The 16,339-nt window shown below is 61.4% G+C and carries 11 protein-coding genes; 2 read left to right on the top strand and 9 right to left on the bottom strand.

Features of this window, described 5'->3' with window-relative positions:
• Window positions 1-178 precede the first annotated feature (178 nt).
• Window positions 179-2,257, top strand: coding sequence for a TonB-dependent receptor (locus C4J84_RS02505; RefSeq protein ID WP_124434868.1), 2,079 nt, complete (start codon window positions 179-181; stop codon window positions 2,255-2,257).
• A gap of 134 nt (window positions 2,258-2,391) precedes the next feature.
• Here the strand turns inward: C4J84_RS02505 and C4J84_RS02500 are convergent, their stop codons facing one another.
• The 9 genes from C4J84_RS02500 to glnE all read right to left on the bottom strand — a co-directional run bounded on the left by C4J84_RS02500 (window position 2,392) and on the right by glnE (window position 13,303).
• Window positions 2,392-3,270 carry a DUF3800 domain-containing protein gene (locus C4J84_RS02500; protein ID WP_124369356.1) on the bottom strand — a complete coding sequence of 293 codons (879 nt, stop codon included), beginning with the start codon at window positions 3,268-3,270 and terminating at the stop codon, window positions 2,392-2,394.
• Between the two features lie 74 nt (window positions 3,271-3,344).
• Window positions 3,345-4,802 carry a lipopolysaccharide kinase InaA family protein gene (locus tag C4J84_RS02495; RefSeq protein WP_124369355.1) on the bottom strand — a complete coding sequence of 486 codons (1,458 nt, stop codon included), beginning with the start codon at window positions 4,800-4,802 and terminating at the stop codon, window positions 3,345-3,347.
• Window positions 4,802-5,554 carry a lipopolysaccharide kinase InaA family protein gene (locus C4J84_RS02490; RefSeq protein WP_124369354.1) on the bottom strand — a complete coding sequence of 251 codons (753 nt, stop codon included), beginning with the start codon at window positions 5,552-5,554 and terminating at the stop codon, window positions 4,802-4,804. Before C4J84_RS02490 ends, C4J84_RS02495 begins: the two co-directional genes overlap by 1 nt.
• The gene (locus C4J84_RS02485; RefSeq protein WP_124360973.1) at window positions 5,551-6,285 is read right to left on the bottom strand and encodes a lipopolysaccharide kinase InaA family protein; all 735 of its coding nucleotides are present in this window, start codon (window positions 6,283-6,285) and stop codon (window positions 5,551-5,553) included. Before C4J84_RS02485 ends, C4J84_RS02490 begins: the two co-directional genes overlap by 4 nt.
• Window positions 6,285-7,091 carry a lipopolysaccharide core heptose(I) kinase RfaP gene (rfaP, locus tag C4J84_RS02480; protein ID WP_124369353.1) on the bottom strand — a complete coding sequence of 269 codons (807 nt, stop codon included), beginning with the start codon at window positions 7,089-7,091 and terminating at the stop codon, window positions 6,285-6,287. Before rfaP ends, C4J84_RS02485 begins: the two co-directional genes overlap by 1 nt.
• Window positions 7,088-8,212, bottom strand: a complete 1,125-nt coding sequence (locus tag C4J84_RS02475; RefSeq protein ID WP_124369352.1) for a glycosyltransferase family 4 protein — start codon at window positions 8,210-8,212, stop codon at window positions 7,088-7,090. Before C4J84_RS02475 ends, rfaP begins: the two co-directional genes overlap by 4 nt.
• On the bottom strand, window positions 8,212-9,273 hold the full coding sequence (waaC, locus tag C4J84_RS02470) for a lipopolysaccharide heptosyltransferase I (RefSeq protein WP_124365581.1): 1,062 nt from the start codon (window positions 9,271-9,273) through the stop codon (window positions 8,212-8,214). Before waaC ends, C4J84_RS02475 begins: the two co-directional genes overlap by 1 nt.
• Before the next feature lies 1 nt (window position 9,274).
• Window positions 9,275-10,309, bottom strand: coding sequence for a lipopolysaccharide heptosyltransferase II (waaF, locus tag C4J84_RS02465; RefSeq protein ID WP_124369351.1), 1,035 nt, complete (start codon window positions 10,307-10,309; stop codon window positions 9,275-9,277).
• Window positions 10,310-10,363: 54 nt separating this feature from the next.
• Window positions 10,364-13,303 (bottom strand): bifunctional [glutamate--ammonia ligase]-adenylyl-L-tyrosine phosphorylase/[glutamate--ammonia-ligase] adenylyltransferase, encoded by a 2,940-nt coding sequence (gene glnE, locus C4J84_RS02460; protein WP_124369350.1) that lies wholly within the window; start codon window positions 13,301-13,303, stop codon window positions 10,364-10,366.
• Window positions 13,304-13,686: 383 nt separating this feature from the next.
• Here glnE and aceE point away from each other — a divergent pair, with 383 nt between their 5' ends.
• Entirely contained in the window at window positions 13,687-16,332 is a 2,646-nt protein-coding gene (gene aceE, locus C4J84_RS02455) for a pyruvate dehydrogenase (acetyl-transferring), homodimeric type (protein ID WP_124434867.1), read from the top strand.
• The last annotated feature ends 7 nt before the right edge of the window (window positions 16,333-16,339 follow it).

Here is a 16,339-nt window from a genome sequence, read left to right as displayed (position 1 = left end):
CCGAAAATCTAGCACCCTAGAGCCGCCGACTCAGGTTTCCATAGCCGCTGCCTGGCGTAGGAAACCTCTCATTCGGCCCAACGGCAAGGAACTCGGCAATTCCCAGGCTGAATCGTTAAACTTGCGATATTTGCACCCGCGCACCTGAGTCGGGTGGCGCCACGGACCTGACCTGTTCATGAACTCATCTACCCCCGCTTGCCTGGCCCTGCTCCTGGGCTTGGTGAATACCGCCCAGGCTGACGATGCGCCGCTGATCCTCGACCCCAGCGTGGTCACCGGTTCGCGCAGCGCCAGCCCCACCTTTGACCTGCCCTACTCGGTCGACGGCATCAGCCGCGAACAGATCAGCGACGGCCAACTCGGCATCAACGCCTCCGAAGCCTTGTCCCGTGTGCCCGGCCTGGTGGTGCAGAACCGCCAGAACTACGCGCAGGACCTGCAAATCTCCTCCCGTGGCTTTGGCGCCCGTTCAGCCTTCGGCGTGCGCGGCATCAAGCTGCTGGCCGACGGGATTCCCGCCAGCACCCCGGACGGCCAGGGCCAGGCAGCGACCTTCAACCTCGATACCGCCGAACGCATCGAAGTCCTGCGCGGCCCCGCCGCGACGCTGTATGGCAGCAACGCCGGCGGGTTGATCCAGATGTTCTCCCGCGACGGCGAGGGCCCGCCGCGCATCGGTGCCGAAACCCTGGTCGGCAGCGACGGGCTGAACAAAAACCACCTCACCGCCGAAGGTGCGGCCAACGGCGCCGGCTTCGTGCTCGACGCCTCGCGCATGGACACCAACGGCTATCGCGACCACAGCAGCGCGCGTCGCGACCAGACGTTCGCCAAGCTCAACGTCGAGCCGGATGACGACAGTAAGCTGGCGTTGATCTACAGCAGCCTGGAACAGAATGGCACGCAGGATCCGCTGGGCCAGACCTGGGCGGCGTACAAGGCTGATCCACGTTCGGTGAGCGCCAATGCGCTGACCTACAACACACGTAAAAGTATCGATCATCAGCAATTGGGCATGAATTACGAACGGTACTTTGGCGAGGCTACCTTGCAGGTCAACGCTTACACCGGGCGGCGTAGCGTGATTCAGTACCTGTCGATCCCCAAGGGCACGCCCGCGAACGAGCGTGGCGGTGGCGTCGTGCAATTCGACCGCAAGTTCTACGGTGGCAGCGTGCGCTGGATGCAGCCCATCGAACGCGCGCCGGGCGAGCTGATGATCATCACCGGCCTGGACTTCGACCAGAGCGAAGACAGCCGCCACGGTTATCAGAACTACAGCGGCAACACCCTGGGCGTGAAAGGCGAGTTACGCCGTGATGAAATCGACACCGCCCGCAGTCTCGACCCCTATATCCAGGCCAACTGGGCCCTCGACCGCTGGACCCTGCAAGCCGGCATCCGCCATAGCACCATGCAGCTGGACGTCGACGATCAATTCCTGAGCAATGGCGACGCCAGCGGCAACAAGACCTACCAGAAGAACACCCCGTCGATGAGCGTGATGTACGCGTTCACGCCCGACCTGCACGGTTACATCAGCGCAGGCAAAGGCTTCGAAACCCCCACCCAGGCCGAGCTGGCCTATGCACCAGGCAATGTCGAAGGCTTCAACTTTGGCTTGAAGCCGTCTGACAGCACGCAATACGAAATAGGCCTGAAGGCTCAACTGGCCAACACCCACGTCAACGCCGCCGTGTTCCAGATCACCACTGAAGACGAACTGGTCGTGCAGCAATCCATCGGTGGCCGCACCAGCTACCAGAACGCTGGCCGAACCTCGCGTCGCGGTTTCGAACTGGGCGTGGAAAGCCAGCTCAGCGAGCAGTGGAGTACCAGCCTCGCCTATACACGCCTGCAGGCGACCTACGACAGCGCCTTTGCCAGCGGCGCGAATACCATCGACAAAGGCAACTACCTGCCCGGCGTGCCGCAAACCACGCTGTTCGCCGAACTGAATTGGAAACCGCGCGACTGGGTCAGTACCGCCCTCGAAGGCATGTACCGCAGCAAAGTCTACGTCGAAGACACCAACCGCCAACACGCCGCACCGGGCTACAGCGTATTCAACTGGCGCGCGCGGTTCGAGCAGAAGGCGGAGCACTGGACCTTTCACCAGACCTTGCGCCTGGATAACTTGCTGGATCGTCAGTACGTGGGCTCGGTGATCGTGGGGGACGGCAATGGTCGCTACTACGAAGCGGCGCCGGGGCGGTCGTGGTATGCGGGGGCGGGGGCGGAGTATCAGTTCTGACTGCAGCTCCATCATCTGGCGCCGCCTGGCCGCAAGCTGGCTCAATAGCTGCGTTGACACCTAAAAATCGCGCGCATAGAATTTGCTTCAAATGGACTGGGGGATCCTGGTCGGCGCTATAGCCTCGGTGAGTTTCACCGGGGCTTTTCGCTTTCAGCGACAGGAAAAATCTTCAGCCCCCAATTTTCGAACCCTTCTCCGACCTTGCCACGCCCTCCACTGCAGTAGAACTTTCGCGTAAGCACATCAAAGGCTCGATTCTCCTGGCCGGGGCGCAAGACGCTCATGCCGATGGGTCTCGCAACGAGATCCGCAAGTTGCAACCCTGTGGAATTAACCTGTTTTGTAGCGAATACAATGTCAAATGGCATACGAACACCTGAACGATTCGCACCGTCACACATTCGGCGAAACTCCAACTCAAGCTCATTATCCTCCCTGCGGCCTCGACGCTCGAAAATCACATGAGTTAACGCATGCTGTTGATTTTTCTCTTGAAGGAATTCGTAAAGCGTTTCAAGACAGAACCCCAACGCCAGATGATACGGGTTGTGTATCGGCCCCTGCTGTTCACGAAGTGCAATTTTATCAATCACACAACTGATCAATACGAAATTGCTCACTTGGATAATACTGGTCAATTCTTCAAGAAAGTCGTGTTTATGCTGGCGTGACATAAACATGTTCGAGAACGCGCCTTTCTCTTTGCGGATCTCCAATTCATGCAAACCCACAAGGTCATGCCCCATATGGTTGAATTTGAATTTCTGAAGCGCGGGGATGACCTTTTCGCAATAGTGCCGCTTATGAAACACGCAAAAAGCCAATACAAACATAGGGTAGTTAACGTCAAGCGTTTGCATCCCATGATCGCCGCTTTCATCCACGTAAACGATGAAATCGCTGAACTGCCCAGTCGGCGAGCTGGCCATCACACTTTTTGCGGCTCGCTCAGTCTCGCTTTCATTTTCAAAAAGTAAAAACTGCGGGGAAGCTGGCGGTTCATTTGCCATGGAGTTGTTAATCCCAGGTTTTCGTTTTTGTTCGCCGGGATAATATCGAAAGGTCTGTCCAGCCAGACCTTTGCTTACGTTACAGAATCAGACAGAGAGATCCTGGGCAAACGCTGATCAATCACCTGATACAACGCACTGCCCTGCGGCCAATTACGCATGAACCGCGCACGATCCTTGGCATACGCCCCAGCGAAGCTGGCAGCGGAGTGGTGCTGGCACATGGCGTCAAGGTCGATCATCGCCCAGCGGCCTTCGCTCCAGAACAGGTTGTGGCCTTTGAAGTCTCCATGGCTGATGCGCTCGCGGATCAACTCGGCGAACAACCGGTCCAGCGCCAGCAGCTCATCTTCTGGCGCATCGCCGTTTTCAACATAGGGCGCAAAACGCTCAATAATGTCGGGGCCAGGCAGGTATTCAGTGACCAGATACGCACGGCTGCGCAACCAGAAAAAGCGCTTCTCCAACACCGCCAGCGGCTTGGGCGTGGCGATGCCAAGGAATGCCAGGCGATTGCCTTCGCGCCAGGAATGCCAGGCACGGCTGGGGCGCCAGAAGCGTTTGAGCCAGTGGGCGAAACCCTTGATGTTGTAGCGTTTGATCACCAGGGGCCGGCCGGCCACTTCGACCTTGGCCACGCTTGCCGCGCCACCGGTCTTGTACAGATGGCCCCGGTCGAGCAGCGCATCGGCCTGCTCCAGCACGGGCAGCATGGCGGCCTCTTCTTCACGCCGAATCGCGCGCAGGCCGAAGGCGCCACGCACCACGCTGAACAGCGTGCAGTCGCGACCGACCTTGTTCAGATAGTCCCTCAAGCGCCAGGCGCTGACTTTGCGCACCTGCTTTTCGAGCGCTTCCAGGGGCAAGGCATGTTCGCCGTTTGCCAGCAGGTAGTACACCAGCAATTCTTCGGTAAACGGCTCGAGGTTTTTCGGCAACTGGGCAAAGAACACCCCGAGGTTTTCCAGCACCCGATTGCGCGACAGCGGCTTGCCCGCCTCTTCGACACGGATTCCGGCACCATCGATCAAATACAGTTTGCCGTCCTGGCGCAGCAGGTTGTCCAGGTGCAGGTCTTCCTGCCACAGCCCTTTGGCATGCATCTGCGCAATCGCGCCGAGCGCTTCGGCGAGCACAGCGGTTTGTTCGTCGGCCAAGGGCGGCAAGCCTTCGACAGCGAGCCAGGCGTCTCCCAGGCTGTGGGCGCCTTCGAGAAACTCGAACAGCAGCCAGCCCCCCTCACCTTCCTGCAAACCGTCGGCGAGCAGCAGCGGTGTGGTCAAGCCTTGCTCGGCCAACAACCGCACACCACTGAGTTCACGTTGGAAATGCCGCGCCGCCTTGCTGCCCACCAACAACTTGGCCAGCACCGGGCGACCGCGCCACACGGCGGCGCCGACGTAGCGCTGCCCCGGCAAAACCCGCAACAGGCTGAGCAGCTGCAGTTGCCCCGGACCTGCCGCATCCGCCAGATCGAGGGTCAGCGGCAGGCGGGGTGTACGACCGGCATTTTTCAGCTCGGACAAACGCATCAGCGGTTCTCCTTGTGGCTGCGGCGCGCCGTCAGGCGCTGGTGCCAGGTAGACACCGATGCGCTGTCTTCGGGCTGCTCAAGGTAAGCCGCCAACAGCTGTCGCACCTGGGCGTCGGTCCACTGCGGTGCACGGCGCAGCAGCGGTTCCAGGTCCTTGACCCGGTCACGCCAGCCGAACAGCAGCGGGCGGGTTTTTTCCAGGTCGATTAGTTGCGCGGCATAACTGTCGCCACGGCCCTGCAGGAAAATATGCTTGGGGTAAAAGCAGCCGTGCACCTGGCCCACGCTGTGCAAATGCCGCGCAAGCTTGCCGCAGGCCAGGAGGATCGCGTGCTGCTGGGCGTCGCTCAGTTGCGTCCATTGCTCCAGCAACGAGTCAAGGTCGTTCCAGCCGTCCAGGGCACGGGTGAGCAGCATCGCACGGCGCTCGCCCGCAACCTTGCGCTCGCCGAAAAAGGCTGCCTGCAAGGCCGGGATACCCAGCTTTCGGTACAGGCTGATATTGCGAAACTCGCGGGCAAAACTCGGTTCGCCAAACGGCCGGTGCAAGGTGCGCGTCAGGTAGTTGCTCTGGCGCTTGAGGTAGTAACCCTGACCTTCAAGCTCCAGGCGATACACGCTGCTCCAGCCGTCGCCGCTGGTGTTCGGCTCGTCCACCGCGTCCAGTTGCCGGGCCCACAGCGCGTCGAAGCTAGCCAGGCCGTTGCGCTCAAGCAGAGCGCGGTCTTCGGCCGCCAGGAAGTCACTCATTCACGTCCCTCGAAAAACTTCACCACATGGCGAATTCGTTGTTTGTCCGACGTCTTCAGGTGCGTGCGTTGGCGGTATTGCATGTAGAAACGCAGGCGCTGGGTGGCCGACAGATGATACTTGGCGACCTTGTCCAGGCAGGCCAGGTCTTTGGTAATGCGGTACTTGAGCCAGAAACCGCGCCAGAAATCGCCGTTGGGGCAGTCGATCAGGTACAAGGTGCGCTGGTCGTCGACCAGCAGGTTGCGCCACTTCAAGTCGTTATGAGTAAAGCGGTGATCGTGCATGGTGCGCGTGTATTCGGCGAGCTGGCGGCTGATCGCATCAACCCACGTGGGGTCTTTGAGGCGCGGATCGTTGCGCTCAGCCAACGCCGACAGGTCTTCAGTCTTGGGCAGCTCACGGGTGATCATCGCGCCACGGTCGTAGGCCAATCCGCTACGTTGCAGGCCCCAGGCGATGACCTCGGCGGTGGGAATGCCCCACTTGGCAAAGCGCTTGAGGTTCTGCCACTCGGACTTGACCCGCGGCTTGCCCAGGTAGCGGCGCAGGCCTTTGCCAGCCCCGACATAGCGCTTGACGTAATAATTGACCCCGCCGCGCTCCACCCGAATTACTTCCGACAGTGGGTCGCGGGTCAGGCGCTCGCCTTGCAGGGCAAACACCGCTTCCAGGCTTCCGAAGTCGTCCGCGAGGGCGGCGTAGGCAGGTTCCAGATTCCAACCCGCCATCAGAGCGCATCCCCGTAGCGCTGCTTGCGCGCATAGAGCTTGGCGGCCATGCGTTCCAGTTCGCGCAACAGCGCGGTTTGCTCGGCGAAGATCTGGCGCAGCGGCTGCTGAAAGTAATGCTTGAGAAAGCGCAGCTTGTCGCGCTGGGTCAGGCCGATTTCCAGGGCAGAGTAATACAGCCCGGCCAGGTCTTTGTTGCGCCAGCGCACGGGGATCGTCGCACGCACCTGGGCGCGGTGCAGGTCGATCACCGACAGCTTGAGGGTGTCGACCGCAATGGGCCGGTCAGTGTGCAGCAGGAAGTGGCACAGGTAGCAATCGCGATGATTGACGCCGCCCCGGTGCATCGCCCCGACGGTGTTCGCCAACTCGACGGTCAAGGCGTGCTTGATCGCCGGCACGGGCGGATGCTTGACCCAATCGAGGGTCAGGTCTTCCAGGCTGATGATCGGCGTCAGCTCTTGCGTGATGATGAACGAATGCTGGTCGGCCGGGTTGCTGCCTTTTTCGCCAAAGGCCACCGCCGTCATGGTCGGCACGCCAAGTTCCTGCAAGCGCTGGATCGCCAGCCACTCCTGGCCTGCGCCCAGCACCGGCAATTTGGCGGTGACCAGATTCTTGAGGATTTCGCCCCAGCCGATACCACGGTGGATCTTCACGAAATAGGGTTGGCCCTGCACCACCGTACGCAGCGTACGGCGAGCGGCCAGCTCGCGGAACACCTGGCCTTGCAGCTTCTCTACCTCGGCGAACGCATCGCGTCCGGCCCAGAGGGTGTTGAAGGGTTCGGCAAGAATCAACTTCATCGGTTTGGCTCCGCCAGAATCAGGTCCGCAGCGTACTGCGGCATGCTAAACAGGTCGGCCGTCTCGGCGAAGGCCAGACCATTGCGACTCCAGGTCGCGCGCGCGCGTGGATCTTTGAGCATATCCACCAGGTACTGGTTGAGCTGGGCCTGTTCGAACGGCTCGTCCAACACCCGGCCGCTCTGGGCCTTGTCGATGTAGAACGCGTAGCCGCAGACCCGGCTCACCAGGACCGGGAGGCCGGCGACCACCGCTTCGACCAGCACCATGCCGGCCGCCTCGTTGTAGGCAGGGTGAATCAACAGGTCCGCCCCGAGCAGGAAGCGCGGGATATCGTTGCGGCCTTTGAAGAACTGCACCTGGTCGCCCAGGCCCAGCGCGGCGCTCTGCAATTGGAAGACTTTGGGGTCGTCCTGGCCGATTACAAACAGGCGGGTGCGTTTCTTCAGTTTGGACGGCAATGCGGCGACGGCCTTGAGGCTGCGGTCGACGCCCTTGGTCTTGAAACCCGAACCGATCTGCACCAGCAGCAAATCATCCTCGGCCAGGCCGAACTCACGGCGAAATTCAGCGCGGATGTCAGCGGCGTTCGGCGGCGCGCGCCGGTCACGGGCGATGCCCGGCGGCAGCAGGTGGAACCGCTCGGGCTGGGTGCCGTAATACTGGCTGAACAGTTGTTGTTGATGCTCGGACAGCACCATGATCTGGGTCTTGGCGTTCTTGTCGAACACCGCACGCTCGTATTCGGCAAAGTGCTTGTAACGCCCGAACCAGCGGTACATCGGGTTGCGCAGTGTCTGGGCCTTGTCTTCGAACACGCCGTCGGCGGCGAAGTACAGGTCGAGCCCCGGCATCTTGTTGAAGCCCACCACGCGGTCCACCGGGCGCCTGGCCAGGTCGGCCTGGATCCAGGCGTAGAGCCTTTCGTTGCGGCGATGGTTGACCAGCGCCTTGACCGGCGCCACCAGCACTTCGAAGCCGGGCGGGATATCGCCTTCCCAGATCAGCGTATAGACACGAATCTGATGGCCGCGCTGCTGGCACTCCAGGGCGATGCGCATGAAGTCACGCTGCAGGCCACCGAAGGGAAAGTATTTGTACAGTACGAAAGCCAGTTGCATCAGTGCTGCTCCTCAGCCAGTAACAACGCGCTCAGTCGGCTTGCTACGCGCTCAGGATTCAGGCGCGTGAAGCACAGGGGCGACTCGCGCGTGATGTCGAACCGCCGCAGGTCATCGGCGGTGGGTTGGTAGGTGCAGTGCTTTTGCAGGCACGGCGCACACGGCCAGTCGCTGGCCAAGTGGACCTGGCCTTTGCCGTAGGCGCCGGTGAGGCCCGGGTTGGTCGGCCCGAACAGCGAAATGGTCGGCACATCCAGCGCCGCCGCCAAGTGGCCGAGGCCGGTGTCCACCGCCACACAGGCGCGGGCACTGGCCAATACACGGGCTACGCCCGCCAGGTTCAGTTTTGGCAGCACTTCGGCGTTGGGCAAGCCCTGGGCCAGGCGCTCGGCGCGGGCTTTTTCGGCGGCGTTGCCCCACGGCAACTTCACGTCCACGCCCAGGCGGGCCATGCGTTCGGCCAGTTCGCGCCAGTAGGCTTCGGGCCAGTGCTTGGTATCCCAGGTGGTGCCGTGCAGCAGCAGCACGAAGGGTTTCTTCGGCGGCAGGCCAAGCAGTTTCTCGACGCTCAGCCCATAGTCACCCAGGCCCTTGGGCAGGTCATAACCCAGCGCCACGGCAAACAGTTGGCGCAACCGCTCCACCGCATGTTGCCCACGGGCCACGGCCAGGCGTCGGGAATAAAAACGCGCCGCCAGGGGCTCACGGGCCGAGGTTTTATCGAAGCCGGCGACCGGCGCCCGCACGTAGCGGGTCAGCCAGGCACTTTTCAGCAGGCCCTGGGCATCGATCACCAGGTCATACTTGGTCGACTGCACGGCCTGTTTGAAACGCCGCCATTCGCCGCTCTTGATGGTTTGCCAGAGGTTCTTGCGCCAGCGACGAATCGCCACCGGGATCACCTTGTCCACCGCCGGGTGCCAGGTCGGAATTTCGGCAAAGCCTTCTTCCACCACCCAATCGAAACGGATGCCGGGGATCGCCCGCGCCGCGTCGGTGAGTGCCGGCAAGGCGTGGATCACGTCGCCCAGGGATGAGGTCTTGATTACCAGTACCCGCAACTCAGTGAACCTCGACCACGTCGCCCTGCAACCGCTGCAAGGCATCGGTTACCGGCTGCGGCAGCAATTGGCGCAGGCAGTTGTAGTGGCCGAAACGGCAGGTGCGCTCAAAACAGGGGCTGCAATCCAGGCCCAGGCGTACCACTTCGACCTGGTCGGCCAAGGGCGGAGTGAACCCAGGGGACGTCGAGCCGTACACCGCCACCAACGGACGATTCAGCGCAGCGGCGACGTGCATCAGGCCGGAGTCGTTGGACACCACCGCGTCGGCGCACGACAGCAAGTCGATGGCTTCGGCCAGGGACGTCTCGCCACTGAGGTTCACCGCCTCTTCGCGCAGGCCTGGAATCAGGCGCTGGCGAATATCTTCACCCACCGAGTGATCGTTTTTGGAGCCAAACAGCCACACCTGCCAGCCTTCGCGGATCTTGGTCTCGGCGACCTTGGCGTAGTGCTCCGACGGCCAGCGCTTGGACTCGCCGAACTCGGCGCCCGGGCACAAGGCCAATACCGGGCGGTCCAGCGCCAGGCCGAACTTGGCCAGCGCCGCATCGCGGGTCAGCGGGTCGATCTGCAAGCTGGGGCGCGGATACGGCGTGGGCAGCTCGGCGCCGGGTTCGTAGGCCAGGGCCATGAAACGCTCGATCATCAACGGGTAGCGCGCTTTGTCCAGGGTGCGTACATCGTTAAGCAGCACATAGCGAAACTCGCCGCGCCAGCCGGTACGTTTGGGAATACCGGCAAAAAACGGCACCAGCGCCGACTTCAGCGAGTTGGGCAACAGGATCGCCTGGTCGTACTGGCCGGCCATGGCTTTGCCGATGCGCCGGCGGGTCGCCAATTCCAGCGCGCCATGGCCGAGCGGAAAGCTCAAGGCCTTGCGCACCTGAGGCATGCGCTCGAGGATCGGCCGGCTCCACTCAGGGGCGAGCACGTCGATCTGGCAGTCCGGATAGCGCTGCCGCAGGCACTGGAACAGTGTCTGTGCCATCACCATGTCACCGACCCAACTGGGCCCAACGATCAGAATATTCATGTAGTTTCCACAAACGATGCGGGGAGGCTTATGCCTCCCCGCCCTAATAGTGTTTCAGCTCAAACCGAGCGCCTGCCAGATTCGCATCACCTGGCGCCGCTCGTCTGCAAATTGGTCCCCGGCCACCGTGCCCGCCTCGTTCTGCAAGGCTTGGCGGTGCGCGGCGGAGCGGTACGCCTTATACACCTCCCGCAACAAATGGGCATCGGCGGCGGGCATCAGCCCGACCTGCTCCAGGCCTTCCAGAATGCGGATATTGTCGGTGTAGCGCAGCAACGATGGATGTTGCGCAGACCACGCCAAAGCGGCGTATTGCACCATAAATTCAATATCGACGATACCTCCGGCGTCCTGCTTGAGGTCGAACAGCGCCGTGGCTTCGAAGGCATTGGCGCCCATACCGGCCGCTGTGCTCCTGGTCCCCAGGTTGTCACGCATCTTGGCGCGCATCTCGCTGACCTCCTGGCGCAGCTTCGCCAAGTCCCGTTCACGCCCCAATACCTTGGCACGGACCTGCTCGAATGCCTGGCCCACATCCTGGCTGCCGACCAATACCCGCGCGCGAATCAGCGCCTGATGTTCCCAGGTCCAGGCTTCATTATGTTGATAGCGGTCGAACGCGCCCAGTGAACTCACCAGCAACCCGGATGCACCTGAAGGTCGCAGGCGCATGTCCACCTCATACAGCTGGCCGGAGTTGGTCTGGGTGGTCAGCAGGTGAATGATGCGCTGGCCCAGGCGCGTGAAGAACTGCGCACCGTCGATCGGCTTGGCGCCGTCAGTCTCGGCCTGCGGGTCGCCATCATGGATAAACACCAGGTCCAGGTCCGAACCATGCCCCAATTCGATACCGCCGACTTTCCCATAACCGACAATGATAAACCCAGGATCGCACAGGCTGCCGTCCAGCCGTTGCGGCGAGCCATGACGGGCAACGGTCTGGCGCCAGGCCAGGGCCAGCACTTGCTCGAGAATGGCTTCGGCCAGCCAGGTGAGGTAGTCGCTGACTTTCATCAATGGCAGGCTGCCGGCGATTTCCGACGCGGCCACCCGCAGACGGTGCGCCAGCTTGAAATGGCGCAAGGCTTCCATCTGCTGCTCGAGGTCGTCTTCGGGAATACGCGTAAGGCGCTCGCGCAACTCGGCGGCCAGCTCCGGCGCCAACGGCGGCTTGAACAGGCGCCCTTCGTTGAGCAGTTCATCGAGCAACAGCGGGAAACGGGTGATCTGCTCGGCGATCCACGGGCTCGCGGCGCACAGCGTCAGCAGACGGCGCAGGGCGTCGGGGTTTTCAGTGAGCAGCACCAGGTAAGCCGAACGACGGGCGACAGCCTCGACCAGCGGCAATACGCGCTCCAATACCAGGTCCGGGTTGGCGTGCTCGACAGCCTGGGCCAGCAAGCGCGGAATAAACGCATCCAGCCGCTCGCGACCGAGGCGCTGCATGGCGCGCAGCTGCGGACTGCCGCGCAAGCCAGCCAGGGCCTTGAGGGCCTTGGGCGCATCGCTGAAGCCGCCTTCGCTCAACTGGCGGCAGGCGGCGTCGTCATCCTGGGATTCTTCCCACAGCGGCAACCATTCCCCGCCGACGACCAGTTCGCTTTCTGCGCCCTCTTCTTCATCAGGGTCGGCAATCACTTGGCGGAAGTGCCAATCCACCCGCCCACGCCAATACATCAGGCGTTCGTGGAACGCGGCCCAGTCGGCAAAACCGAGCATGAAGGCAATACGCGCCTGATCTTCCGGGCTGTCGGGGAGCATCTGGGTCTGGCGGTCGGCAATCGCCTGGATCGCGTGTTCGGTGTAGCGCAAAAACTCGTAGCCATTGCGCAACTCACTGATCACGGCGGCCGGCAAGTAACCCTGGCCCTCCAGGGTGCCCAGCACATTCAATAGCGGACGTTGCTGCAGGCTGAGATCGCGGCCACCGTGGATCAGCTGGAACGCCTGGGCGATAAATTCCACCTCACGAATACCGCCCGAACCCAGCTTGATATTCTCGGCCATGCCTTTGCGCCTTACTTCCTGCTGGATCAGTTGCTTCATGGTGCGCAGCGCTTCGATGGCCGAGAAGTCCAGGTAACGGCGATAGACGAACGGGCGCAGCATGTCGAGCAACTGCGCGCCGGCCAGTTGGTCACCGGCGACGACGCGGGCCTTGATCATGGCATAACGCTCCCAGTCACGGCCCTGGTCCTGGTAGTACTGCTCCAGCGCGTTGAAGCTCAGTACCAGCGCGCCGGCCGAACCGTAGGGACGCAGGCGCATGTCGACGCGGAACACGAAACCGTCAACCGTCATCGGGTCGAGGGCCTTGATCAATTTTTGACCAAGGCGAATGAAAAACTCCTGGTTATCCAGGGAGCGCTTGACCCCCACCGTCTCGCCGCCTTCTGGGTAGGCGAAGATCAGGTCGATATCCGACGACAGGTTCAGCTCCACCGCTCCGAGCTTGCCCATGCCGAGGATGACCATGTGCTGCGCCTCGCCGCTGCGCCGCCCGGTTGGCGTGCCGAATTGCACGCAATGGCGCTGGTACAGCCATTGGTAGGCCTGGTCGATGCAGGCGTCGGCCATGTCGGAGAGGTCGCGGCAGGTTTGCACCAAATCCGCCTGGCGGGTCAGGTCGCGCCAGATGATGCGCACTTGCTGACGCGTACGCTGGCGCCGCAGCACACGGCCGAGTTCGTCTTCTGTTTCGGCCTGTTGCACGGCACCGGCAATCTGCCCGCACAGCTCACCCGGCGCAAACCCCCGGTCCAGCTCGCCCCAAGCCGCCAGCTCAAGCAACATCAAAGGGTCACGCACACTCTGTTCAATGACAAAATCACTGGCGGCGCACACCCGCGCGAACTCGGCCCACCGTTGCGGCGTCCAGCCAGAAAGGCCATGATCGTCATCCAGCGCGGCCACTGCGTCACGAAATGACTGCTCGGCCCGGCTGGCGTAAGGCAAGAGAATGGCCGGCAGTTCGGCCAGCGTTGGAAGGCTCATGGTCTATCCTTGATCGGCGTGTAAATGGCGTGTAGTTGTGAACGCAGGAGCCATGCTCGATGAAGGACTGTCGAACAAAAGTTAGAAATAGCTGAAATTAAATTAATCTTGGCAGGCAACATCAAACTTTCACCTTTTCTTGTTCGCAATAGACCAACAATAACGATTATGCTCACCAGCCAGACCGAGCCATACGCTCAGTCTTGTGTAGTTTTACTACTCGTATATACATTCGAAAGGCTGAAATGGCCGACGATTTGTAGTAAAACTACAGGACGCCGAAGCAACCTTCGGCCATCCAAGAATTTATGTCGTCTGCCCACAAGGCCAGTCGCAAACTTCAGGCAACCGATTCTGGTAGCCTTTCCGCCCTGGAGCAAGCCATGCAAGACCTCGATCCCGTCGAAACCCAGGAATGGCTGGACGCCCTGGAATCGGTTCTCGACAAAGAAGGCGAAGACCGTGCTCATTACCTGATGACCCGTATGGGCGAACTCGCGACCCGCAGCGGCTCGCAATTGCCTTACGCCATCACCACGCCATACCGCAACACCATCCCCGTTACCCACGAAGCACGCATGCCTGGCGACCTGTTCATGGAACGCCGCATTCGCTCGCTGGTACGTTGGAACGCCATGGCGATGGTAATGCGCACGAACTTGAAGGATTCGGACCTGGGCGGTCACATCTCCAGCTTCGCTTCCAGCGCAACCCTGTATGACATCGGCTTCAACTACTTCTTCCAGGCCCCGACCGACGAACACGGCGGCGACCTGATCTACTTCCAGGGCCACACCTCGCCAGGCGTCTACGCCCGTGCGTTCATGGAAGGTCGCATCACCGAAGAGCAAATGAACAACTTCCGCCAGGAAGTCGACGGTCAGGGCCTGTCGTCCTACCCGCACCCTTGGCTGATGCCTGATTTCTGGCAGTTCCCGACCGTATCCATGGGCCTGGGCCCGATCCAGGCGATCTACCAGGCACGTTTCATGAAGTACCTGGAAGCCCGTGGCTTCATTCCCGAAGGCAAGCAGAAAGTCTGGTGCTTCCTGGGTGACGGCGAGTGCGACGAGCCGGAATCCCTGGGCGCCATCTCCCTGGCCGGCCGCGAGAAGCTGGACAACCTGATCTTCGTCATCAACTGCAACCTGCAGCGCCTCGACGGCCCGGTTCGCGGCAATGGCAAGATCATCCAGGAACTTGAAGGCGTGTTCCGCGGTGCGCATTGGAACGTGACCAAAGTCATCTGGGGCCGTTTCTGGGACCCGCTGCTGGCCAAGGATGTCGACGGTATCCTGCAACGCCGCATGGACGAAGTCATCGACGGCGAGTACCAGAACTACAAGGCCAAAGACGGCGCGTTCGTGCGTGAACACTTCTTCAACACGCCTGAACTCAAGGCGATGGTTGCCGACCTGTCCGACGACGAGATCTGGAAGCTTAACCGTGGCGGCCACGACCCGTACAAGGTCTACGCGGCGTACCACGAAGCGGTCAACCACAAAGAGCAACCAACCGTCATCCTGGCCAAGACCATCAAGGGTTATGGCACCGGTGCCGGCGAAGCGAAGAACACCGCGCACAACACCAAGAAAGTCGACGTCGACAGCCTGAAGCTGTTCCGCGACCGCTTCGACATCCCGGTCAAGGACGAAGAGCTGGAGAACCTGCCGTTCTTCAAGCCTGAGCCGAACAGCGCCGAAGCCCGCTACCTCAGCGAGCGTCGCACTGCACTGGGCGGTTTCGTGCCGCAACGCCGCGCCAAGAGCATGAGCATCCCGACGCCGCCACTCGATACCCTCAAGGCTATCCTGGACGGCTCGGGCGACCGCGAAATCTCCACCACCATGGCCTTCGTGCGGATCCTCGCGCAGCTGGTCAAGGACAAGGAAATCGGTTCGCGTATCGTGCCGATCATCCCGGACGAAGCCCGTACCTTCGGTATGGAAGGCATGTTCCGTCAGTTGGGCATCTACTCCTCCGTCGGCCAGCTCTACGAGCCAGTCGATAAAGATCAGGTGATGTTCTACAAGGAAGACAAGAAGGGCCAGATCCTCGAAGAAGGCATCAACGAAGCGGGCGCCATGAGCTCCTTCATCGCTGCCGGTACTTCGTACTCCAGCCACAACCAGCCGATGCTGCCGTTCTACATCTTCTACTCGATGTTCGGCTTCCAGCGCATTGGCGACCTGGCTTGGGCCGCAGGCGACAGCCGTACTCGTGGTTTCCTGATCGGCGGTACCGCCGGCCGTACCACGCTCAACGGCGAAGGCCTGCAACACGAAGACGGTCACAGCCACATCCTGGCTGCCACCATTCCGAACTGCCGCACCTTTGATCCAACCTACGGCTATGAGCTGGCGGTGATCATCCAGGACGGCATGAAGAAGATGACCGAAGAGCAGCAGGACGTTTTCTACTACATCACCGTGATGAACGAGTCCTACCAGCAGCCAGCCATGCCGGCCGGTGTCGAGGAAGGCATCATCAAGGGCATGTACCTGCTCGAAGAAGACACCAAGGAAGCGGCGCACCACGTACAGCTGATGGGCTCCGGCACCATCCTGCGCGAAGTGCGTGAAGCGGCGAAGATCCTGCGTGACGAGTTCAACGTCGGCGCCGACGTGTGGAGCGTTACCAGCTTCAACGAACTGCGTCGCGACGGCCTGGCCGTGGAACGCAGCAACCGCCTGCACCCGGGCCAGAAGCCTGCACTGAGCTACGTCGAAGAGTGCCTGGCCGGCCGTAAGGGTCCAGTCATCGCCTCTACCGACTACATGAAACTGTTTGCTGAACAAATTCGCCAGTGGGTCCCGTCCAAGGAATTCAAAGTCCTGGGCACCGACGGTTTCGGCCGCAGTGACAGCCGCAAGAAGCTGCGTCACTTCTTCGAAGTCGACCGTCACTTCGTGGTGTTGGCAGCCCTGGAAGCCTTGGCTGACCGTGGTGAGATCGAACCCAAGGTGGTGGCTGACGCCATCGTCAAGTTCGGGATCAACCCGGAAAAACGCAACCCACTGAACTGCTGAGGAGATT

The organism is Pseudomonas sp. R11-23-07, assembly GCF_003852295.1.
Lineage (GTDB): Bacteria > Pseudomonadota > Gammaproteobacteria > Pseudomonadales > Pseudomonadaceae > Aquipseudomonas.
Note: the sequence above shows the minus strand (reverse complement) of the source record. Positions and strands in the feature narration are given on the sequence as shown.

Excerpts from the sequence above, each read along its gene's own strand:
- aceE (WP_124434867.1), top strand. The coding sequence starts at position 13,687 with ATGCAAGACCTCGATCCCGTCGAAACCCAGGAATGGCTGGACGCCCTG.
- C4J84_RS02500 (WP_124369356.1), bottom strand. The coding sequence starts at position 3,270 with ATGGCAAATGAACCGCCAGCTTCCCCGCAGTTTTTACTTTTTGAAAAT.
- C4J84_RS02495 (WP_124369355.1), bottom strand. The coding sequence starts at position 4,802 with ATGCGTTTGTCCGAGCTGAAAAATGCCGGTCGTACACCCCGCCTGCCG.
- C4J84_RS02505 (WP_124434868.1), top strand. The coding sequence starts at position 179 with ATGAACTCATCTACCCCCGCTTGCCTGGCCCTGCTCCTGGGCTTGGTG.
- waaF (WP_124369351.1), bottom strand. The coding sequence starts at position 10,309 with ATGAATATTCTGATCGTTGGGCCCAGTTGGGTCGGTGACATGGTGATG.
- C4J84_RS02490 (WP_124369354.1), bottom strand. The coding sequence starts at position 5,554 with ATGAGTGACTTCCTGGCGGCCGAAGACCGCGCTCTGCTTGAGCGCAAC.
- C4J84_RS02485 (WP_124360973.1), bottom strand. The coding sequence starts at position 6,285 with ATGGCGGGTTGGAATCTGGAACCTGCCTACGCCGCCCTCGCGGACGAC.
- C4J84_RS02475 (WP_124369352.1), bottom strand. The coding sequence starts at position 8,212 with ATGCAACTGGCTTTCGTACTGTACAAATACTTTCCCTTCGGTGGCCTG.
- rfaP (WP_124369353.1), bottom strand. The coding sequence starts at position 7,091 with ATGAAGTTGATTCTTGCCGAACCCTTCAACACCCTCTGGGCCGGACGC.
- glnE (WP_124369350.1), bottom strand. The coding sequence starts at position 13,303 with ATGAGCCTTCCAACGCTGGCCGAACTGCCGGCCATTCTCTTGCCTTAC.